A 19,522-nucleotide genomic window follows, 5' to 3' on the forward strand; every position below is an offset into this window, starting at 1 on the left:
TCCTGGGATGGCCGCCGATCTTTTCATCGGCCTGATGTCGGGCACCTCGCTCGACGGCGTGGACGGGGTGCTCGCCGATTTTTCGGACGGCCGCATCGCGGTGAAGTCCTACGCCACGGCCCAGTTTCCTGTGGCGCTGCGCGGCGAACTGCTCGCGCTGAACACGCCCGGCGACAACGAACTTCACCGCGCCGCACTGGCCGGCAACGGCCTGGCCCGCGCGTACGCCGGCGTGGTCCGGCAACTGCTGGCGGACAGCGGCACCGACGCCGGCGCCGTCGCCGCCATCGGCGCCCACGGCCAGACCGTGCGCCACCGGCCGCTCGAATTCGACGAAGTCGGCTACACCCTCCAGCTCGACAACCCCTCGCTGCTGGCCGAACTGACCGGCATCGACGTGGTCGGCGACTTCCGCAGCCGCGATCTCGCGGCCGGCGGCCAGGGCGCGCCGCTGGTGCCGGCGTTCCACAGTGCCCTGTTCGCGCGGCCCGACGAAACCGTTGCCGTGCTGAACATTGGAGGCATCTCCAACCTGAGCCTGCTGCCGCCCGCCAACGCGCCTGCTGGCGCGATCGTGCTCGGTTTCGATTGCGGCCCGGGCAATGCGCTGATGGACCACTGGTGCCAGACCTACCGGGGCCAGCCCTTCGACCGCGGTGGCCAATGGGCGGCAAGCGGGCAGGTCCTGCCCGAACTGCTCGCCCGGTTGCTGGTCGACCCGTACTTCGCGAAGGCGCCACCCAAGAGCACCGGACGCGACCTGTTCAACCCGACCTGGCTCGCCGCGCAGCTCGGGACCACGGCAACAGACCCGGCCGACGTGCAGGCGACATTGACCGAATTGACCGCTCACGCTTGCGCAGCGGACGTTTCACGCTACGGAAACGATAGCAAACTGCTGATCGTCTGCGGCGGTGGCGCACTGAACGGCCACCTGCTCAGCCGCCTGCGCGCACTGCTGCCCGGCGTGACCGTGGACGCATCGAACGCGCATGGCCTGCCGCCCCAGCAGGTCGAAGCGGCGGCTTTTGCATGGCTGGCTCGCGCGACCATTCGGCGGGAACCAGGCAACCTCGCGAGCGTGACCGGCGCGCGCGGCGCGAGAGTGCTGGGTGCCATCTATCCTGCCTGAGCGTCCCCGCTCACCCTTGGCCTGAAACCTCCGGCTGTGCCGGGTGCGCAGCGCGAGCCTCCGAGGGCAGATGCCAGAAGATCAACGCTGAAGCCACCGTGATGAGTCCCATGCTGGCAAAGGTCGCCTGGAAGGCGCTCAACGTGTGGAGCGCCGTGTCGGCACCGAAGATGCCGTTGTAGCCCGCGAGCACGGCACCCGCGGCGGCAACACCCAGGCTCATCGCCAACATCTGCACCATCGACAGCAGGCTGTTGCCGCTGCTCGCCATGCTGCCGTCGAGATCCTTCAGCGTGATGGTGTTCATGGCGGTGAATTGCAGCGAATTCACTGCGCCGAACGCCAGCAGTTGCGCCAGGTGCAACGCCATCGGCTGGCCAGGCGCCGTAAGACCGAAGCTGGCCATGGTGCAACCGACGAGGATCGTGTTGACAACCAGCACGCGGCGGTAGCCGTAGCGCGTGATCAGCGGCGTGGCGACACGCTTCATGGCCATGCCGGCCAGCGCGATCGGCAGCATCATCAGGCCGGCGCGCACCGGCGAATAGCCCATCGAGACCTGCAGCAGCAGAGGCACCAGAAACGGCATGCAGCTGCTGCCCAGGCGCGAGAACAGGTTTCCGATCAGCCCGATGCTCAGCGTCGGGACGTGGAACAGCGACGGCGCGAACAGCGGTTCCGGAGTGCGCGAGGCGCGCAGCCAGTACGCGACGATGCTGGCGAAACCGAAGATCAGCACGACCATGACACCGCCCTGGCGCAGACCCAGCTCGGACACGCCGTCGAGCGCCAGGGAGACCGTCACCATCCCGAAGGCCAGCATCGCGTAGCCGACGCTGTCGAAGCGCTTCTGCACCACGCCGCGCAGGTCGGGCATGTACTTGAGCGTGGCCAGGCAACCGAGGAGGCCGACCGGCACGTTGATCAGGAAGATCCAGTGCCAGGAGGCGTACTGGACAAGCCAGCCGCCCAGCGTCGGCCCCAGGAGAGGGCCGATGAGGCCAGGGATGGCCACGAAGCTCATCGCCTGCAGGAACTCCCCGCGCGGCACCGTGCGCAGCAGCGCCAGCCGTCCCACGGGCAGCAGCAGTGCCCCGCCCAGGCCTTGAACCACCCGCGCCGCCACCAGTTGGCCCAGCCCGTGCGACAGCGCGCAGAGAACGGACCCCACGGCGAACAGCACGATGGCGGCGAAGAAGATGCGGCGCGTGCCGAAGCGGTCGGCGATCCAGCCGGAAGCGGGGATCAGCATCGCCATGGTGAGCGCGTAGGCCACGACCACGGACTGCATGCGCAGCGGACTTTCTCCGAGGCTCGCGGCCATCGCCGGCAACGCGGTGTTGATGATGGTGGCATCGAGCGTCTGCATGAAGAAGCCGACGGCGACGAGCCACAGGAGGCTTTTGCGAACGGGGTCGACGGCGGTCTCGGCCTCGGCAGCGGTCATGGGCGGTGTCACGGACAAAATGAAGGAAGCGGGAACGAAAAAGCCGCCCGGAGGCGGCTTTGGGGAGGAAGCTGGGTCAGCAGCATCCAGGCATCAGGCCGAGAAGCTCGATCCGCAGCCGCAGGTGCTGGTGGCGTTCGGGTTCTTGATGACGAACTGGGCGCCTTGCAGGTCTTCCTTGTAGTCGATCTCGGCGCCGACCAGGTACTGGTAGCTCATGGCGTCGATCAGCAGCGACACGCCATTCTTGGTCATGGTGGTGTCGTCTTCGTTCGTGATTTCGTCGAACGTGAAACCATACTGGAAGCCGGAGCACCCGCCACCCTGCACGAACACGCGCAGCTTGAGGTCGGGATTGCCTTCTTCGGCGATCAGGTCGGCGACCTTGGCTGCCGCACTGTCGGTGAAGACGATGGGCTCTGGCATCTGGGTCTGGATGTTTTCGGCTACGGCGCTCATGGGGGAATCACTCCTTGGGGCCGTACATGCGGCCAATGGAACCAATGCTACTGCAATGCCGCAGTTTCGGCAGGCGGGGTGTGGTGTGCACCCCAACGCAAGTGGGGTCGAAGGCCGGTTTGGCAACGAAGAATTCGCCCAAACATGGGCCTTCCAGCAAAACCGTGGCTCGAAGACGCACTTGCAATGAAAAAGCCGCCCGAAGGCGGCTTTGCGTTCGCAGTGAACAGATCAGCGCTTGCTGAACTGCTTGCGACGACGGGCGGAGTGAAGACCGACCTTCTTACGTTCGACTTCACGCGCATCGCGCGTCACGAAGCCGGCCTGGCTCAGCACGGGCTTGAGCGAAGCGTCGTAGTCGATCAGGGCACGGGTGATGCCGTGGCGCGTGGCGCCAGCCTGACCCGATTCGCCGCCGCCGTTCACGTTGACCATTACGTCGAAAGCTTCGAGGTTGTTGGTCAGCGCCAGGGGTTGCTTCGCGATCATGATCGAGGTTTCGCGGCCGAAGAACGCTTGGATGTCCTTGCCGTTGACCGTGATCTTGCCGGTGCCCTTTTTCAGAAACACGCGGGCGACGCTGGATTTGCGACGGCCGGTGCCATTGTTCCATTCACCAATCATTCTCAAGGCTCCTTACAGTTCCAGCACTTTGGGCTGTTGGGCGGTATGCGGGTGCTCTGCGCCACCGTACACCTTGAGTTTCTTGATCATTGCGTAACCGAGCGGGCCCTTGGGCAGCATGCCCTTGACAGCCTTTTCCAGGGCGCGGCCCGGATGCTTGTTCTGCATGTCGCGGAAGTTCGTGGCCGTGATACCGCCCGGGTAGCCCGAGTGACGGTAGTACACCTTGTCGATCGACTTGGCGCCGGTCACACGGAGTTGCGATGCGTTGATGATGACGATGAAGTCACCGGTATCGACGTGAGGCGTGTAAATGGCCTTGTGTTTGCCGCGCAAACGGAGAGCAACTTCGCTGGCTACTCGTCCGAGGACCTTGTCGGTCGCGTCAATCACAAACCACTCGTGCGTCACGTCAGCGGGCTTGGCGCTGAACGTTTTGGTCATGAGTTTTTCTCTTGAAAAGAGGGTTTGGCGGGCCCTTTTCCACGGTCGGCGTTCCTCTGACGGGAATCTCTTAGGTGGGATGTCGGCTGTGAGGCCTCTTCGCCGCGGGGCCACAAAAACGCTGCGAAGCCCGCGATTATATGAAGAATGGCCTCAGGCTGGCAAATTTGCCTACGCGGCAGCCAACACCGTTACCATCCACCCCCTATGTTCAGTTACCGCCACGCGTTCCATGCCGGCAACCACGCCGACGTGCTCAAGCACACGGTGCTGATTGCCACCCTCGACCATCTGCTCGAAAAAGAGGCAGCGCTCACGGTGGTCGACACCCACGCCGGCGCCGGCCTGTACCGCCTCGACGGCGACTACGCCGGCACCAGCGGCGAAGCGGCCGAGGGCATCCTGCGCCTTCTTTCAGGCAAGAAAGCGCCCAGTGCGCCTGCCCCTGCTGCAAAGTCCGCTACCAAAAAAGTAGCGCCTGAAGCTGAAACCCCGGTCGCCGACGCCATTGCGCGCTACCTGGAGGTGATCCACGACTTCAACCCCAACGGCGGGGCACGCGTCTACCCCGGCTCGCCGTTCATCGTGCAGCATCTGCTGCGCGACCATGACAAGCTCAAGCTGTTCGAACTGCATCCGACCGACGGCCGCACGCTGAACGCCAACATCGCCCAGCTCGAGGCCGGCCGCCAGATCGCCGTACTCAATGAAGACGGCTTCGGCAGCGCCACCAAGTTCCTGCCGCCGCCGTCGCGGCGCGCGCTGGTGCTGATGGACCCGAGCTACGAGATGAAGACCGATTACGGCCGCGTGCTCGACTTCGCGGCCGAGGCGCTCAAGCGTTTCGCCACCGGCACCTACGCGGTCTGGTATCCGATCATTCCCCGCCCCGAGGCGCACGACCTGCCGCGCCGCCTCAAGACGATGGCGACCAAGGCCGGAAAGTCGTGGCTGCATGCCACGCTGACGGTCAAGTCGAGCAAGATCACCAAGGATGCGGCATCGGGCGCCACGCAGCGTCCCGGCCTGCCGGCCAGCGGCATGTTCCTGATCAACCCGCCCTACACGCTGAAGCCGCTGCTTGCGGATGCGCTGCCGCAGCTGGTGGAACGGCTGGGCCAGGACCGCAACGCCGCCTTCTCGCTCGAATCGGGCGGCTGAGCCTTTCGCCCCCGCCGCGTTGCCCGTTCACTTGCGGCGACGGGCCGGCACGATCACCTTGCGGCGCGCCGGAACCTGAACCCGCGCGCGCTGTTTCGGCGATTCGGCAGCCGCCACCGGTGCCTGCGCGTCGCCCGCCTCCACCGGCAGGCCGCCGCAACGCATGCCGTCGCGGTCGACCACCGTCAGCGCCACCTGCTTGATGCCGAGGCCGGTCAGGCCGATGCGGTCCGCCGCCGCGCGGCTCAGGTCGATCACACGGCCCAGCGCATAGGGGCCGCGGTCGTTGATGCGAACCAGCACCTCGCTGCCGTTGACGAGGCTGCGCACGCACACGCGCGTGTTGAAGGGCAGGGTCTTGTGGGCCGCCGTCATGGCGGTCATGTCGAAGCGCTCGCCGCTGGCGGTCTTGCGCTGATGGAACTGGATGCCGTACCACGACGCACCGCCGCGCTCGAACACCTCGCGCGGGCCGTCGTCGCCGGGCACGCCGTCGTCGGGCGACAGTTCGCCCGAGCCGGACACCGCGAGGTCATAGCGCACAGAGGGCACGCTCGAGCGCGGTGCAGCGCCCGGCGGCACCGCCATGGCGCGTGGCAGCGGCTGGAGCTTGCTGCCGTCGCCGGCCGGAGGCATCGCGCAGCCTGCAAGCGCGCAACCGGCCGCGACGAGGACCAAACGAAGCCCCACTCGCAGCGAATCGGGCGCCAGCGCCGCACGCCCCCCTCTCAATCGAGGCGCTCCAGTACAGCCAGCGTGGCCGCCGACTGGTTCATCGTGTAGAAGTGCAGCGCCGGCGCGCCACCTTCCTGCAGCCGCGTGCACAGCTCCGTGACCACGTCGAGCCCGAAGGACTTGATCGACGCCGTGTCGTCGCCGAAGCCCTGCAGCCGCAGGCGGATCCAGCGCGGGATCTCGGCGCCGCAGGCGTCCGAGAAGCGCATGAGCTGCGTCGAGCTCGTGATGGGCATGATGCCCGGCACGATCGGCGCGTCGAGCCCCAGCTTGCGCGCTTCGTCGACGAAGCGGAAGTAGGCCTCGGGGCTGAAGAAGTACTGCGTGATCGCAGAGTCGGCACCCGCCTTCACCTTGGTCGCAAAGGCCTGCAGGTCGGCTTCGGGCGAGCGGGCCTGCGGGTGGATCTCGGGGTAGCACGCCACCTCGATGTGGAAGTCGCGGCCGGTCTCTTCACGGATGAAGGCGACCAGGTCGCTCGCGTACACGAACTCGCCACCGATGCCGTAGCCGCTCGGCAGGTCGCCGCGCAGCGCCACCAGGCGCTTGACGCCCATGGCCTTGAGCTCGGCGAGCTGCTCGCGCACGGTGGCGCGCGTGGCGCCGATGCACGAGAAGTGGCTGGCCGCGTCCACGCCTTCGGACAGGATCTCCTGAACCGCATCGAAAGTGCCCTGGTGCGTGGAGCCGCCCGCGCCGTACGTGACCGAGCAGAACTGCGGCTTGCGCGCGTACAGCTGCTGGCGCGCCGCGCGCAGCTTGACCGCGCCTTCGGGCGTCTTGGTCGGGAAGAATTCGAAACTCAACGGAAGGCGCACGTGCGTCTCCTAGGAAGCGTCGTTCGCCTTGGCAGCACGAACGGCGTGAATGAAAAACTCGCGGTTGCCGTCGCCCCCGGCGATCGGGCTGTCGAACCAGCACAGCACCTTCAGCCCGAGCGCCGCGCAGGCGTCGTGCAGGCGCTTCTCGACCACCGCATACATCGATGCGTCGCGCACGATGCCGCCCTTGCCGACTTGGCCGGGCTGCAGCTCGAACTGCGGCTTGACCAGCATCAGCAACTGTCCGCCGTCGGCCAGGAACTCGACCACGGCCGGCAGCACCAGCGTGAGCGAAATGAACGACAGGTCACCGACGATGAGGTCGAAGCGGGCCTCGAAGGGCTCCTCGCCTTCTTCCTGCAGATCGTCCGCCGACAGCGCCCGCGCGTTGACGCCCTCGATGGCGACCACGCGCTCGTCCTCGCGCAGCTTCGCATGCAGCTGCCCGTGGCCGACATCGACGCCCACCACTTTCGCGGCACCGCGTTGCAGCAGGCAGTCGGTGAAGCCGCCCGTCGACTGGCCCACGTCGAGGCACAGCTTGCCGGCGGGATCGACACCGCTCACCGCCAGCGCCCCTTCGAGCTTCAGCCCGCCGCGCGACACATAGCGTGCCTCGGCCGCGTCGTCGAGCTCGAGCTCGGCGGTCTCGGGCACTTCGTCCTTGTTCTTGACGACAGAGCGCCACGCGTCGCTCGTGCCCGCGTCGCGCCAGCGCATGCCGCCGGCGATGAGCCGCACGGCCTGCGAACGCGACGCGGCGAGGCCGCGTTCCACCAGCAGTTGATCTGCGCGCATGCGCGGATCAGTAGCGGTACGTGTCCGGCTTGTAGGGGCCGTTCTTGTTCACGCCGATGTAGGCGGCCTGTGCGTCGGTCAGCTCGGTGAGCATCGCGCCGACCTTCTTCAGGTGCAGGCGCGCAACCTTCTCGTCCAGGTGCTTGGGCAGCACGTAGACCTTGCCGGCCTGGTAAGCATCAGGCTTGGTGAACAGCTCGATCTGGGCGATGGTCTGGTTGGCGAACGACGACGACATCACGAAGCTGGGGTGGCCCGTGCCGCAGCCCAGGTTCACGAGGCGGCCCTTGGCCAGCAGGATGATCTTCTTGCCGTCCGGGAAGGTGATGTGGTCGACCTGCGGCTTGATCTCTTCCCATTCGTACTTCTCGATCGACGCGACGTCGATCTCGTTGTCGAAGTGGCCGATGTTGCACACGATGGCCTGGTCCTTCATCTTGACCATGGTGTCGTGCGTGATGACGTCCTTGTTGCCGGTGGTGGTCACGAAGATGTCGGCCTTGTCGGCAGCGTATTCCATCGTCACGACCTTGTAGCCTTCCATCGCGGCCTGCAGGGCGTTGATCGGGTCGATTTCGGTGACCCACACCTGGGCGCTCAGTGCGCGCAGTGCCTGGGCCGAGCCCTTGCCCACGTCGCCGTAGCCGGCCACGAGCGCCACCTTGCCGGCGATCATCACGTCGGTGGCGCGCTTGATGCCGTCCACCAGCGATTCACGGCAGCCGTACAGGTTGTCGAACTTGCTCTTGGTGACCGAGTCGTTCACGTTGATGGCGCGGAACAGCAGCGTGCCCTTCGCCGACATTTCGTTCAGGCGGTGCACGCCGGTGGTCGTTTCCTCGGTCACGCCGATGATCTCGGCCGACTTGCGGGTGTACCAGGTGTCGTCCACGGCCAGCTTGGCCTTGATGGCGGCGAACAGGATGCGTTCTTCTTCGCTGGTCGGGTTGGCGAGCACCGACTGGTCCTTCTCGGCGCGCTGGCCCAGGTGCATCAGCAGCGTGGCGTCGCCGCCGTCGTCCAGGATCATGTTCGGGCCTTCGCCCTTCGAACCCTTGGGGCCGAAGTCGAAGATGGCGTGGGTGTAGTCCCAGTAGTCCTTGAGCGACTCGCCCTTGATGGCGAACACCGGGGTGCCCTTTTCGGCGATGGCGGCAGCGGCGTGGTCCTGCGTCGAGAAGATGTTGCACGACGCCCAGCGCACTTCGGCGCCCAGCGCTTGCAGCGTCTCGATCAGCACGGCCGTCTGGATGGTCATGTGCAGCGAGCCGGTGATGCGGGCGCCCTTGAGCGCCTGGCCCTTGGCGAACTCTTCGCGGATGGCCATCAGGCCGGGCATCTCGGTCTCGGCGATGCGGATTTCCTTGCGGCCCCAGGCGGCAAGGGACAGGTCGGCGATCGCCTGGTCGGCGGTCGAAACGGGGTTGGGCTTGAGAACAGCGCTCATGAGAACTCCAAAACTGGTTTGAAAGATGCCACTGCGTACGGGGAAAAACTCACCGCGAGAACAGCGGGTGAGCGTGGTTGCGATGTGGTCCGAGCCTCACGCCTGATGGCGCTGCAACGCTCCTCGGAACCGCGATTGTAGACGGCCCTCCGGCGAACGCCAACGCAGGGGGTTTGGCTGGCGCCTGGGACGCGGTGCTGCCCCCGGCCGGGCGGCGATCCTCATCGCCGGCATGCGGCCTTGCTCATTTCCCCGTAAGTCGGCCGTGTGCACGATCCGGCGCCCCGGCGTACATTGGCCGGACCTTCCACCCGAGCCCGACACCGCCATGCCGAACACCCTTTTCCGCGCTCCGCGCACCCTGCTCGCCGCCGCAGCCGTGCTGTGCGCCGGCGCTGCCGCCCTGCCGGGCATCGCGGCCGCCCAGGGGGCGGACACGGTGCGCATCCGCGGCACCATCGTCCGCGTCGACGCCGGCACCCTCGTGGTGCAGGACCGCGGCGGCGAGGTCGTCTCGCTGGCGCGGCCGGCCGACATGCCGGTGTCGGAGGTCTACCGCATCAAGCTGTCCGACATCAAGCGCGGCAGCTTCATCGGCACCGCCGCCATGCCGCAGCCCGACGGCACGCAGAAGGCGCTCGAGGTGGTGGTGTTCCCCGAGGCCGCCCGCGGCACCGGCGAAGGCCACCGGCCGTGGGACCTCCTGCCGGACAGCACCATGACCAATGCGACGGTGGCCGACCTGGCCGCGGCGCCGAAGTCGGTGCGCGGCGGGCAGCAGCTCCGGCTGACCTACAAGGGCGGAGAGAAGACGGTCGTGGTGCCGCCGGACGTGCCGGTGGTCACCTTCCGCCCCGGCACCGATGCGCTGCTGGTCCCCGGCGCCCGCGTGATGATCAGCGCGCAGGAGAAGAACGGCACGCCCACTGCGCTGCGGGTGACGGCCGGACGCAACGGCTTCGCGCCACCGATGTAAGGCGAAAGCAGGCGAATCTGGATCTCCGGGCGGCCAAGGGAAATCCCGCAGGCATTTTTGTCGCCGGGGCAATGTCGCGCGCGCCTGTGCGGCGTATCGTGGCGAGGGACTCTGCCGTCCGGCCGGTCCCAGCCATCCACCCGTTCACCCGACACAGGAGATCCCGCACCATGGCCACTGCCAAGAAAGCCGCCGCCCACAAGACCACCTCCAGCAGCAGCAGCACCAGCAGCACCGCCAGCGAGAAGAAGGCGATGCCGGACGCCGCGGACATGCTCAATCCGCTGAAGGGCATGGCCGACCGGCTGCAGAACCTCGACCTGACGGGCAGTGCCGGCAAGCTGCTCGACAACGGCCGCAAGGACCTGCAGGCGCTGATGCAGGCCAACGAGAAGTCCTACCAGGGGCTGCAGGCCGTGGTGCAGCGGCAGACCGAGATGATCAAGGCGGCCATCGGCGAATGGCAGACGGCCGCCAAGGAAATGCCGGGCAAGGACCCGAAGGCGAACCTGGCCAAGCTCGACGAACTCGGGCGCCAGTCGTTCCAGCGCGCGGTCGACGACATCAAGGAACTGGCCAACCTGGCCGCGAAGTCGCAGGCCGATGCGTTCGACGTGGTGCGCCAGCGCATCCAGGCCAACGTCGACGAAGTCACCAAGCTGCTGCAGCGCAAGTGAGCCGGCGCTCTCACCCATGAGCGCGGCCCCGCCTCGCGTCGAGCGGCGCACGCACGCCAACGGCATGGAACTGGCCTGGGACAGCTTCGGCGACCCGGACGCGACGCCGTTGCTGCTGGTGATGGGCCTCGGCGCCCAGATGGTGGCGTGGGACGACGCGTTCTGCGCGCAACTCGCCGAGGCCGGCGGGCTGCGCGTGATCCGCTTCGACAACCGCGACATCGGCCACTCGAGCTACCTCACGCATCTCGGCGTGCCCGACATCCAGGCGCTGATGCAGCAGGCCATGGCCGGCAGGACGCTGCACGTGCCCTACACCCTGCGCGACATGGCCGCCGACTGCGCCGGACTGCTCGACGCCCTCGGCATCGCCCGCGCGCACATCGTGGGCGCCTCGATGGGCGGCGCCATCGGGCAGGAGATGTGTGTGCACTATCCGCACCGGATGCTGTCGTTCACCAGCATCATGTCGACGACCGGCGCGCCCGGCCTGCCGCCGCCGACGCCCGAGGCGCTGGCCGTGCTGTTCTCGCCCGCGCCCACCACCTTCGAGGCCTACGTGCCGCACCACGCCAAGGTGTGGCGCGTGCTGCGCGGGCCCTCGGCCTTTCCGCAGGACGAGGCGCGGGACACCGAGCGCGCGCAACTGGTCTTCCTGCGCGGCCTCAATCCGCCGGGCGTCGCGCGACAGCTCGCGGCGGTGCTGGCGTCGGGCAACCGCAAGCCGGCACTGGCGGCAGTGCGCGTGCCCACCCTGGTGATCCACGGCGACGCCGATCCGCTGGTGCCGGTGGTGTGCGGCATCGACGTGGCCGACGCCATTCCAGGGGCGACGCTGCTGCGCATTCCGCACATGGGGCATGCGTTGCCGATCCCGATGTGGCCGGAGATCGTGGGCGCGATCGCGGCGCACACAGGACGGCACCCGGACGCCTGAGCGGGCCGGCGCGCGGCGAGCTACTCGGTCAGTGCGCGCCGCACGTCGTCCTGCAGGCTGCGCAGGTGGTCGCGCATGGCGACGCGGGCGCGTTCCGCGTCGCGCGCATGGAGCGCGCGGATGATCTCGCCGTGCTCGTCATGGTTCTCGGGCTGCCGGTGCAACGGGCTGTGCAGGCGGAACAGCCGCGCATTGACGCGCAGCTCTTCCACCAGCCGCGGAAACACCACGTTGCCGCTGGCCTTGGCGATCATCAGGTGGAAGCGGTCGTCGAAGTGCCAGTGCTCGGTCTCGCTGTGCTCGCCGCCGCCGAGGGTGGCGATGTCGACTTCGAGCGCCTCGATCTCGGCGTCGGTGATCTTGCCGACGGCCAGCGCGATGGCCTCGCACTCGATGACTTCGCGCGCGCGCATGCAATCGAAGTATTCCTTGGTGCCCAGCGCGCGGACGGCATACGAGCGCGCGTCGCGCCGCACCAGCAGCCCTTCGCCGGCGAGCCTCACGAGCGCCTCGCGCATCGGCGTGCGCGAGATGCGCAGGTCCTCGGCCAGCCGCGCTTCCTGCAGCGGACTGCCGGCCGAGATCTGGCGGTCGAGGATGAGCGTGCGCAGCCGCTCGTAGGCCTGCTCGGCCAGGCTGGCGGACCGCACCTCCAGGGGTGCGATGGTGATCGTGGCGGGCTGCGTGGGGCTGGGAAGGCTGGGCATGCGGGGAAAGGCGTGGGCCACAAGGGCGGGTGAGCTTATCAGGGCCGCACCCAGGCGCGGCACAGCGGCTTCAGAGCCATTTGTCCAGCGGATTGCCGTCGTTGGGCGCGCGCGGCCGCAGGCACGGCAGGAACTGGCCCGAGCCGGGTTCGGCCAGGAATTCGCCGTCTTCCCACACCACGCGACCACGCGAGACGGTGATGCCCGGCCAGGCGCGCAGCGCCATGCCTTCGTACGGCGTGTAGTCGACGGCGTGGTGGAGCATGTCGTTGGTGAGGCGCTTCTCCTGCCCCTTGGCGAACACGTCCCACACCACGAAGTCGGCGTCACTGCCCACCGCGATGGTGCCCTTGCGCGGGTACAGGCCGTACAGGCGCGCCGGGTTGGTGGCGGTGAGTTCGACGAAACGGTGGATGTCGATGCGCCCCTGGAGCACGCCCTCGCTCATGAGCAGCGGCAGGCGGGTTTCCACGCCGGGAATGCCGTTGGGGATGCGGTCGAACGAGGCCTCGTCACCGGCCACGCGCTTGCCGTCGCTGCCGCCCATGTTGAACGGTGCGTGGTCGGACGAGAAGATGGTGAAGAGCCCGCTCGACAGCCCGTTCCAGATGAACTGCTGGTTCGCCTTGTCGCGCGGCGGCGGGCTGCAGATGCAGCGCGCGCCGTGCATCGGATCGTCCGGGTCGATGCCCAGGTCCTCGGCGCTCAGGAACAGGTATTGCGGGCAGGTCTCCGCATGGATCGGCAGTCCGCGGCCGCGCGCCCAGTGGATCTGCTCGACGGCCTCGCGGCCCGACACGTGCACGATCAGGATCGGCGTGTCGATGAGTTCCGCCAGTGCGATGGCGCGGTGCGTGGCCTCGCGCTCGACCGCCATCGGCCGCGAGCTGCTGTGGTAGCGCGGCGCGGTGAGGCCGGCGTCGAGCAGCTGCTCGGTGAGCCAGGCGATGCAGTCGCTGTTTTCGGCGTGGATCATCGTCATCGCGCCGTGGCGCCGCGCGGTGGCCAGCACCTCGATGATCTGGCGGTCGTCCAGCTTCAGGTCGTCGTAGGTCATGTAGATCTTGAAGGAGGTATAGCCCTTCTCGATCAGAGCGGGCAGCTCGCGCTGCGTCACGTCGCGCGTGGCATCGGCCACGATCAGGTGGAAGGCGTAGTCGATCACGGCCTTGCCCTCGGCGCGGCGGTGGTAGTCGTCCACCGCCTCCTGGATGCTGTGGCCCTTCTGCTGCGCGGCGAAGGGCAGCACGGTGGTGGTGCCGCCGCAGGCCGCGGAGCGCGTGCCGGTGAGGAAGTCGTCCGCGAAGCGCGAGCCGTCGCTGGTGGGCTGGTCGAAGTGGCAGTGGCCGTCCACGCCGCCGGGCGTGACCAGCCGGCCGCGTGCATCGATCTCGCGGTCGGCGCTCGCGTCGAGGCCTTGCGCAATGGCGCAGATTCGCCCGCCGCGCACGCCGATGTCGGCGGTGTAGCGGTCGCCCGCGGTGGCGATGTCGGCGTTGCGCAGGATCAGGTCGTAGGTGCTCATGGGGCTTTCCTTCAGCGCTGCTCGAGCGCAGGTTCCGCGGGCACGGCCGGCGCGCTCGCGTTGCCGTAGGCACGGCCGTAGTGGCGCTCGATGCGGCGCTGGATGAAGTCCCAGGCCGTGGTCATCAGCAGGTAGTAGATGGCCGCGACGATGAACAGCTCGAGCACCATGAACTTCTCCTGGATCAGCACCTGGGTGCGGCGCAGCAGTTCCTCCATCGAGATCACCGAGGTGATCGACGTGGTCTTGAGCAGGCCGTTGATGCTGTTGCCCAGCGTCGGCACGATCAGGCGCATGGCCTGCGGCATCACGATGTAGCGCATGGTCTGGGCGCTGCTGAAGCCGACCGCGCGCGCCGCGTTGGTCTGGCCGGCCGAGATCGACTGGATGCCGCCGCGCACGATTTCCGCCAGGTAGGCGGCTTCGTTGAGGATCAGCCCCAGCAGCGCCGACTCGATCACCGACAGCTTCAGCCCGAGCTGCGGCAGCCCGGTGTAGATGATGATGAGCTGCACCAGCAGCGGCGTGCCGCGGAACACCCAGATGTAGAAGTGCGCGGGCGCAGCCAGCCAGCGATGGCTCGACAGGCGGGCCAGCGCCAGCGCACAGCCCACGACCAGCCCGCCCGCGATCGCCGCGAGCGTGAGCCACAGCGTGGTGACCGCCCCGCTGAGGATGTACGGATTGAACAGATAGTCGATGAACCCCGACCAGCTCCAGCCTTGTCCCATGAATGTTCCTTCGTGTACTCGATGAGGGTGGCGGCGCGGCTCAGCCCGCCGGGCCCTTGACGCTCACTGCGCCGTCGACGGCCTTCACGCCGTACTGGTCGAACAGCTTCTGGAAGCTGCCGTCGGCCTTCATGTCGTTCATGGCCTTGGCCATTGCCGCGGCCAGGTCCTTGTTGCGCGCCGCGAGCGCGACCGGCGTCGGGAACAGGCCGTGCAGCACGCGGTCGAAGTCGCCGCGCTTCTGGTATTCGGCGCCGGTCGAGTCGATCGACAGGGCGACGTCGACCTGGCCCGCGCGCAGCGACTGGAAGGCCATGGCGAAGTTCTCGAAGGTGCGGATGGTCATGCCCTTCATGCCCTTGTCGGTGAGCTGCTTGTCGAGTTCGCGCGCCTTGCGTTCCTCGAAGCCGCCGAGTTCCACGCCGATGCTCTTGCCCGACAGGTCTTCCGGCTTGGTGATCTTCAGCGGGTTGCCCTTGGCGGTGCTGATGCTGATCGCCTGGTCTTCGTAGATGAGCATCTGCATCAGCTTGGCGCGCTCGTCGGTGAAGAAGATGCCGGTGTTGATGACGTCCCAGCGGCCGGCCTGCAGGCCCGGGATCATGGCCGAGAACTCGATGCGCACGTACTCGGGCGTGAGGCACAGGCGCTTGGCAATGGCCTCGCCGAGCTCCACGCGCATGCCCTTGAGCGCGCCGCTCTGGTCGACGAACTGCATCGGCGGCAGGGTCGGATTGACCGACATGGTCAACGTGCCCTTCTTGACGAGTGCCGAATCGGGCACCGGCGACTTGCAGGCCTGCGCGTTCGCAGCGCCCGTGCAGAAGATGAAGAGTGCCGTTGCCGACGCGATAGCGGGGAGCAGTTTCATGATGAGTCCTTCAGGGAATGAACGAGGCGACGAAATGGAAACGGAAAGGCGGATGGCGGCGCTCAGGCGCGGATCGAGTCGAGCAGCTCGAGGCGGGCGAGTTCGCGGCGCAGGTCCGCGGCATCGGCATCGGGCAGGGGCAGGCGCGGCGCGCGAGGCTTGCCCACCGGCAGGCCCATCATCGTGAGGCCGTCCTTGGAGGCGGCCACGTAACGGTGGCCGCCGACCCAGCGCACGATCGGCAGCATCTTCTTGTAGAGCGCGAGCGCGGCGGGCATGTCGCGCTCGTCGGCCACCAGCTCGAACAGGCGCGCCGACATCTTCGGAATAAGGTTGGAGCACACCGCGACCCAGCCCTGCGCGCCGAGCCAGAACGATTCGTAGCCCAGGATGCCGGCGAACACCGTCATGCGGTCGCCGCACAGCTCGATGATGTCGCGCACCCGGGTGACCTCGAGCGTCGACTCCTTGATGTACTTGCAGTTGTCGATGCGCGACAGGCGCGCCACCAGCTCGGGCTTGAGGTCGACGTTGGCGGTGGCCGGGTTGTTGTAGACCATGATCGGAATGCCGATCGACTCGCCCACCTTGCGGTAGTGCGCGAACAGTTCGTCGTCGGTGGGCGTGCTGTAGAACGGCGGAATGATCATGACGCCGTCGGCGCCCATGGTCTCGGCCTCGCGGCTCAGCCGCACGCACTCGTCGGTCCACTCCGCACCGGTGCCGATCAACACGGGCACGCGTTTTGCTGCCGTGCTCACACAGGTCTCGATCACCAACTGGCGCTCGTCCGGCGTCAGCGACAGGAATTCCCCGGTGCTGCCCATCGGAATCAGCCCGTGGATTCCCTCCTCGATCTGCCAGTTGACCAGCTTCTTCAAAGCGGGCACATCGACGTGCAGGCCATCGGCGGTCATGGGGGTGATGAGCACCGTATAGGTGCCGCGGAACGCTGTCATGGGGCAAGTCCTCGGAAAATTCGGATGACGAAGTATATGTATACGTGTAGTATACGTATACACATCAACGCGTCAACGTGGTTTTCCGTTTTCCTCCGCACTGCCCATGAGCGCCAGACTGACCCATCCTTCCATCACCCCGGCCGGGCGCCCCGTGCGCTTCTGGTACGACGGCAAGCCCGTCGACGGGCTGGAAGGCGAGACCATCGCGGCAGCGCTCGCGGCCGGCGGCATCAAGGAAATGCGCCACACCCGCGGCGGCGAGCGCCGCGGTCTTTATTGCGGCATGGGCGCCTGCTTCGACTGCCTCGTCACCGTCGACGGACGAACCAGCCAGCGCGCCTGCCTCACGAAGGTGGGCGACGGCCAGCAGGTGCGTTCCACCCAGCCCGCCGGTACGCCGGAAGATCCGCTGCGGCCGCTCGCCCCGGCTCCGGCCGGCGAACCGGCGCGGCTGCAGGTCGACGTGCTGGTGGTCGGCGCCGGCCCCGCCGGCCTTTCAGCGGCACTGGCCGCGCGCCAGGCCGGTGCCACGGTGCTCGTGCTCGATGAACGGATCGAGTCGGGCGGCCAGTTCTACAAGCCGCTGGCGCCTTCGCACCGATCCGCCACGCCCGCGGACAGGCAATTCGCGCAAGGGCTGGCGCTCGAGCAGGAAGTGCGCGCCGCGGGCGTCGCCGTCTCGCAGGGCGCGCAGGTCTGGGCCGCCTTCTCGCCGCGCGAGGTTGCTGCGCTCATCGACGGGCGCGCCCATGTCATCGAATGCCGCAAGCTGGTGATCGCGCCTGGCGCCTACGAGCGTCCCGTGCCGTTCCCGGGCTGGACGCTGCCTGGCGTCATGACCACCGGTGCCGGCCAGACGCTCGCCCGCGCGTACCGCGTCGCACCCGGCCGCCGCGTGGTGATCGCCGGCAACGGTCCGCTCAACCTGCAGCTGGCGGCCGAGCTGCTGGCAGGCGGCGCGGAAGTGGTCGCGGTGCTCGAGTCGGCCGCACGCCCTTCGCTGCGCCAGTGGCGCGAGCTGCTTTCTGCCGCGCGCACGGCACCCGACCTGCTGCGCGACGGCTGGCGCTACCTGCGGCAACTGCGCGCGCACCGCGTGCCGGTGCTGTGGGAACACACCGTCGTCGCGGCCGAAGGCGACACGACCGCGTCGCAGCAAGGCCTGCGATCCGTGCAGATCGCGAAGGTCGACGCCCAGGGCAACGCGCAGCCCGCCACGGCGCGCCGCCTCGACGCCGACACCCTGTGCCTCGGCTACGGCTTCATCCCGTCCACCGAACTCGCCCGCATGCTCGGCTGCGCGCACCGCCTTGCGGCGCGGCATCTCGGCCATCTCGCCACCATCACGCTGGAAGACGGCGCCACCAGCCTGCCCGGCGTCTATGTGGTGGGCGACGGTGCCGACCTCGGCGGCTCGCGCGTCGCGCTGGCGCGCGGCACGCTGGCCGGCACCGCCGCGGCACGCAATCTCGGCCTCGTTGCGCCCGAACCTGCCGAGGCGGTCGCCCGGCTGAAACGCGCCGAGTGCTTCCAGCAGGCGCTGTGGTCGCTCTACGCGCCACCGCCCGTCACGCTGGCGTCGGTGCCCGACGACACGCTGCTGTGCCGCTGCGAGGAGATCACCTTCGGCTCGGTGCGCGAGCAGATTCGCGCCGGCAGCGACACGCTGGCTGCGCTCAAGCGCAACACCCGCCTCGGGATGGGCCGCTGCCAGGCGCGCTACTGCGCCGCCACCGCAGGCCGGCTGCTGACCGAGATCACCGGCCGCGCGCCCGAGGTCGAGCAGTACTTCGCGCCGCGCCCCCCGGCCAAGCCGGTGCCGGCCGGCGCGCTCGGTTTCGAGAAGCCCGAATGGGGCGGCCACAAGCCGGCCATCACGCCCAACCTGGCCCGGCCCGTCGAGCACGCCTCCTTCGAGCCCCTGCGCACCGACGTGCTGGTGATCGGTGCCGGCGTGCTCGGGTCCTGCCTCGGCTACTACCTGTCGAAGGCCGGACAGGACGTCACCGTGGTCGACCGCGACGACATCAACCTGCAGGCCTCCGGCGCGAATGCGGGCAGCCTGCACGTGCAGTTGCTGTCGTTCGACTTCGGCGCCAAGGCGCAGGAAGGCGGCGGCCCGGCCGCGGCCACGCTGCCGCTCGGGCCCATGTCGGTGCGCCTGTGGCAGGAGATCGAGGCCGATTGCGGCGAAGACCTCGAGATCGAGATCACCGGCGGCCTCATGGTCGCCGACAGCGAGGCGGGCATGCGCTTCCTCGAGTCCAAGGCTGCGCTGGAACGCAGCCACGGCATCGACGCGCAGGTGATCGACGGCACCGAGCTGCGCCGCCTGTCGCCCGCGCTGTCCGGCGAGCTGCTGGGCGCAGAGCTCTGCCCCATGGAAGGAAAGATCAATCCGCTGCGCGCCACCTACGCCGTGGCACGGCGCGCGCAGCAACAGGGCGCGCGCATGCTGCGCGGCTGCGACGTGCAGTCCATCGAGGCGCTGCCGGGCGACGGCGCGGGCTTCGTGGTGCGCACCTCGCGCGGCACCATCCACGCCGGGCGCATCGTGAACGCGAGCGGCGCATGGTCGAGCACCATCGGCGGCATGCTGGGCGTGAAGATCCCCGTCAAGGGCGCACCGCTGCAGATGATCGTCACCGAGCCCGCGCCGCCGCTGGTCAACCACCTCGTCGCGCACGCCGACCGCCACCTGAGTCTCAAGCAGGCGGCCAGCGGCGGCCTGATCGTCGGCGGCGGCTGGACGGCCGCCTTCAACCCCGACATGCGGCTGAACCGCGCCGAGCGCGACAGCATCGAGGGCAACCTCTGGGTGGCCGGCCACGTGCTCCCGGCCGTCCGCGGGCTGCACATGGTGCGCTGCTGGGCCGGCATGAACGTGAACATCGACGGCGCGCCCATCCTCGGCGAGGTGCCGGGCCGTCCCGGCTTCTACAACGCAGTGACCTCCAACGGCTACACGCTCGCGCCCGTCACCGCGCGCCTCGTGACCGACCTGATCGTGCACGGCCGCACCGACGTCGACATCTCCCCCTTCCGCATCGACCGCTTCCTCTGAACGC

At 68.2% G+C, this 19,522-nt stretch carries 19 protein-coding genes and 1 riboswitch; of the genes, 6 read left to right on the top strand and 13 right to left on the bottom strand.

The genetic code is table 11. The features are described from left to right. Positions 1-7: 7 nt before the first annotated feature. Positions 8-1,132, top strand: coding sequence for an anhydro-N-acetylmuramic acid kinase (locus tag AACL56_RS25335; protein WP_339092550.1), 1,125 nt, complete (start codon positions 8-10; stop codon positions 1,130-1,132). Between the two features lie 10 nt (positions 1,133-1,142). Here AACL56_RS25335 and mdtD read toward each other — a convergent pair whose 3' ends face one another. From mdtD to rplM, 4 genes are all read right to left on the bottom strand, one after another. Beyond that, positions 1,143-2,579: a multidrug transporter subunit MdtD gene (mdtD, locus tag AACL56_RS25340; protein WP_339092551.1), complete on the bottom strand. Its 1,437-nt coding sequence runs from the start codon at positions 2,577-2,579 to the stop codon at positions 1,143-1,145. A gap of 93 nt (positions 2,580-2,672) precedes the next feature. Further along, positions 2,673-3,038, bottom strand: a complete 366-nt coding sequence (gene erpA, locus AACL56_RS25345) for an iron-sulfur cluster insertion protein ErpA (protein WP_007827949.1) — start codon at positions 3,036-3,038, stop codon at positions 2,673-2,675. Positions 3,039-3,269: 231 nt separating this feature from the next. Next, positions 3,270-3,662, bottom strand: a complete 393-nt coding sequence (gene rpsI / locus AACL56_RS25350) for a 30S ribosomal protein S9 (protein WP_062479216.1) — start codon at positions 3,660-3,662, stop codon at positions 3,270-3,272. Positions 3,663-3,674: 12 nt separating this feature from the next. Beyond that, positions 3,675-4,106 (bottom strand): 50S ribosomal protein L13, encoded by a 432-nt coding sequence (rplM, locus tag AACL56_RS25355; protein WP_093205810.1) that lies wholly within the window; start codon positions 4,104-4,106, stop codon positions 3,675-3,677. A 207-nt stretch (positions 4,107-4,313) separates the two neighbouring features. Here rplM and AACL56_RS25360 point away from each other — a divergent pair, with 207 nt between their 5' ends. Then, positions 4,314-5,267: a 23S rRNA (adenine(2030)-N(6))-methyltransferase RlmJ gene (locus AACL56_RS25360; RefSeq protein ID WP_339092552.1), complete on the top strand. Its 954-nt coding sequence runs from the start codon at positions 4,314-4,316 to the stop codon at positions 5,265-5,267. Positions 5,268-5,294: 27 nt separating this feature from the next. Here the strand turns inward: AACL56_RS25360 and AACL56_RS25365 are convergent, their stop codons facing one another. The 4 genes from AACL56_RS25365 to ahcY form a co-directional block, all read right to left on the bottom strand. Then, entirely contained in the window at positions 5,295-5,903 is a 609-nt protein-coding gene (locus AACL56_RS25365) for a septal ring lytic transglycosylase RlpA family protein (protein WP_339092553.1), read from the bottom strand. 92 nt (positions 5,904-5,995) lie between these two features. Further along, complete coding sequence (metF, locus tag AACL56_RS25370) at positions 5,996-6,820, bottom strand: methylenetetrahydrofolate reductase [NAD(P)H] (RefSeq protein WP_339092554.1); 825 nt, start codon at positions 6,818-6,820, stop codon at positions 5,996-5,998. A gap of 9 nt (positions 6,821-6,829) precedes the next feature. After that, positions 6,830-7,621 (bottom strand): TlyA family RNA methyltransferase, encoded by a 792-nt coding sequence (locus AACL56_RS25375; RefSeq protein ID WP_339092555.1) that lies wholly within the window; start codon positions 7,619-7,621, stop codon positions 6,830-6,832. A gap of 7 nt (positions 7,622-7,628) precedes the next feature. Next, entirely contained in the window at positions 7,629-9,068 is a 1,440-nt protein-coding gene (gene ahcY, locus AACL56_RS25380) for an adenosylhomocysteinase (RefSeq protein WP_339092556.1), read from the bottom strand. Positions 9,069-9,130: 62 nt separating this feature from the next. After that, a riboswitch (S-adenosyl-L-homocysteine riboswitch) is annotated at positions 9,131-9,199 on the bottom strand. A gap of 197 nt (positions 9,200-9,396) precedes the next feature. On the opposite strand from ahcY, the gene AACL56_RS25385 reads away from it, so the two are divergent. From AACL56_RS25385 to AACL56_RS25395, 3 genes are all read left to right on the top strand, one after another. Next, positions 9,397-10,044: a hypothetical protein gene (locus AACL56_RS25385; RefSeq protein ID WP_339092557.1), complete on the top strand. Its 648-nt coding sequence runs from the start codon at positions 9,397-9,399 to the stop codon at positions 10,042-10,044. Between the two features lie 170 nt (positions 10,045-10,214). Beyond that, complete coding sequence (phaP, locus tag AACL56_RS25390; RefSeq protein ID WP_339092558.1) at positions 10,215-10,721, top strand: TIGR01841 family phasin; 507 nt, start codon at positions 10,215-10,217, stop codon at positions 10,719-10,721. 16 nt (positions 10,722-10,737) lie between these two features. Further along, complete coding sequence (locus AACL56_RS25395) at positions 10,738-11,658, top strand: alpha/beta fold hydrolase (protein ID WP_339092559.1); 921 nt, start codon at positions 10,738-10,740, stop codon at positions 11,656-11,658. A gap of 20 nt (positions 11,659-11,678) precedes the next feature. Here the strand turns inward: AACL56_RS25395 and AACL56_RS25400 are convergent, their stop codons facing one another. From AACL56_RS25400 to AACL56_RS25420, 5 genes are all read right to left on the bottom strand, one after another. Next, the gene (locus tag AACL56_RS25400) at positions 11,679-12,365 is read right to left on the bottom strand and encodes a GntR family transcriptional regulator (RefSeq protein WP_339092560.1); all 687 of its coding nucleotides are present in this window, start codon (positions 12,363-12,365) and stop codon (positions 11,679-11,681) included. A 70-nt stretch (positions 12,366-12,435) separates the two neighbouring features. Further along, positions 12,436-13,890, bottom strand: coding sequence for a dihydropyrimidinase (gene hydA / locus AACL56_RS25405; RefSeq protein WP_339092561.1), 1,455 nt, complete (start codon positions 13,888-13,890; stop codon positions 12,436-12,438). An 11-nt stretch (positions 13,891-13,901) separates the two neighbouring features. Beyond that, entirely contained in the window at positions 13,902-14,621 is a 720-nt protein-coding gene (locus AACL56_RS25410; protein ID WP_339092563.1) for an amino acid ABC transporter permease, read from the bottom strand. Positions 14,622-14,661: 40 nt separating this feature from the next. Continuing rightward, positions 14,662-15,492 carry an ABC transporter substrate-binding protein gene (locus tag AACL56_RS25415; protein ID WP_339092564.1) on the bottom strand — a complete coding sequence of 277 codons (831 nt, stop codon included), beginning with the start codon at positions 15,490-15,492 and terminating at the stop codon, positions 14,662-14,664. Positions 15,493-15,554: 62 nt separating this feature from the next. Next, positions 15,555-16,451, bottom strand: coding sequence for a dihydrodipicolinate synthase family protein (locus AACL56_RS25420; RefSeq protein WP_339092565.1), 897 nt, complete (start codon positions 16,449-16,451; stop codon positions 15,555-15,557). A 106-nt stretch (positions 16,452-16,557) separates the two neighbouring features. On the opposite strand from AACL56_RS25420, the gene AACL56_RS25425 reads away from it, so the two are divergent. Continuing rightward, complete coding sequence (locus AACL56_RS25425; RefSeq protein WP_339092566.1) at positions 16,558-19,518, top strand: FAD-dependent oxidoreductase; 2,961 nt, start codon at positions 16,558-16,560, stop codon at positions 19,516-19,518. Positions 19,519-19,522: the final 4 nt, after the last annotated feature.

It is taken from the genome of Variovorax paradoxus, from assembly GCF_902712855.1.
In the GTDB taxonomy this organism is placed as follows: Bacteria; Pseudomonadota; Gammaproteobacteria; order Burkholderiales; family Burkholderiaceae_C; genus Variovorax; species Variovorax paradoxus_Q.

What these genes read in the sequence shown, in the direction of transcription:
- phaP (WP_339092558.1), top strand. Translation starts at nt 10,215, where the DNA reads ATGGCCACTGCCAAGAAAGCCGCCGCCCACAAGACCACCTCCAGCAGC.
- erpA (WP_007827949.1), bottom strand. Translation starts at nt 3,038, where the DNA reads ATGAGCGCCGTAGCCGAAAACATCCAGACCCAGATGCCAGAGCCCATC.
- AACL56_RS25420 (WP_339092565.1), bottom strand. Translation starts at nt 16,451, where the DNA reads ATGACAGCGTTCCGCGGCACCTATACGGTGCTCATCACCCCCATGACC.
- mdtD (WP_339092551.1), bottom strand. Translation starts at nt 2,579, where the DNA reads ATGACCGCTGCCGAGGCCGAGACCGCCGTCGACCCCGTTCGCAAAAGC.
- rpsI (WP_062479216.1), bottom strand. Translation starts at nt 3,662, where the DNA reads ATGATTGGTGAATGGAACAATGGCACCGGCCGTCGCAAATCCAGCGTC.
- hydA (WP_339092561.1), bottom strand. Translation starts at nt 13,890, where the DNA reads ATGAGCACCTACGACCTGATCCTGCGCAACGCCGACATCGCCACCGCG.
- AACL56_RS25425 (WP_339092566.1), top strand. Translation starts at nt 16,558, where the DNA reads ATGAGCGCCAGACTGACCCATCCTTCCATCACCCCGGCCGGGCGCCCC.
- rplM (WP_093205810.1), bottom strand. Translation starts at nt 4,106, where the DNA reads ATGACCAAAACGTTCAGCGCCAAGCCCGCTGACGTGACGCACGAGTGG.
- ahcY (WP_339092556.1), bottom strand. Translation starts at nt 9,068, where the DNA reads ATGAGCGCTGTTCTCAAGCCCAACCCCGTTTCGACCGCCGACCAGGCG.
- AACL56_RS25395 (WP_339092559.1), top strand. Translation starts at nt 10,738, where the DNA reads ATGAGCGCGGCCCCGCCTCGCGTCGAGCGGCGCACGCACGCCAACGGC.
- AACL56_RS25335 (WP_339092550.1), top strand. Translation starts at nt 8, where the DNA reads ATGGCCGCCGATCTTTTCATCGGCCTGATGTCGGGCACCTCGCTCGAC.
- AACL56_RS25415 (WP_339092564.1), bottom strand. Translation starts at nt 15,492, where the DNA reads ATGAAACTGCTCCCCGCTATCGCGTCGGCAACGGCACTCTTCATCTTC.
- AACL56_RS25375 (WP_339092555.1), bottom strand. Translation starts at nt 7,621, where the DNA reads ATGCGCGCAGATCAACTGCTGGTGGAACGCGGCCTCGCCGCGTCGCGT.
- AACL56_RS25400 (WP_339092560.1), bottom strand. Translation starts at nt 12,365, where the DNA reads ATGCCCAGCCTTCCCAGCCCCACGCAGCCCGCCACGATCACCATCGCA.
- AACL56_RS25360 (WP_339092552.1), top strand. Translation starts at nt 4,314, where the DNA reads ATGTTCAGTTACCGCCACGCGTTCCATGCCGGCAACCACGCCGACGTG.
- AACL56_RS25385 (WP_339092557.1), top strand. Translation starts at nt 9,397, where the DNA reads ATGCCGAACACCCTTTTCCGCGCTCCGCGCACCCTGCTCGCCGCCGCA.
- AACL56_RS25410 (WP_339092563.1), bottom strand. Translation starts at nt 14,621, where the DNA reads ATGGGACAAGGCTGGAGCTGGTCGGGGTTCATCGACTATCTGTTCAAT.
- AACL56_RS25365 (WP_339092553.1), bottom strand. Translation starts at nt 5,903, where the DNA reads ATGCCTCCGGCCGGCGACGGCAGCAAGCTCCAGCCGCTGCCACGCGCC.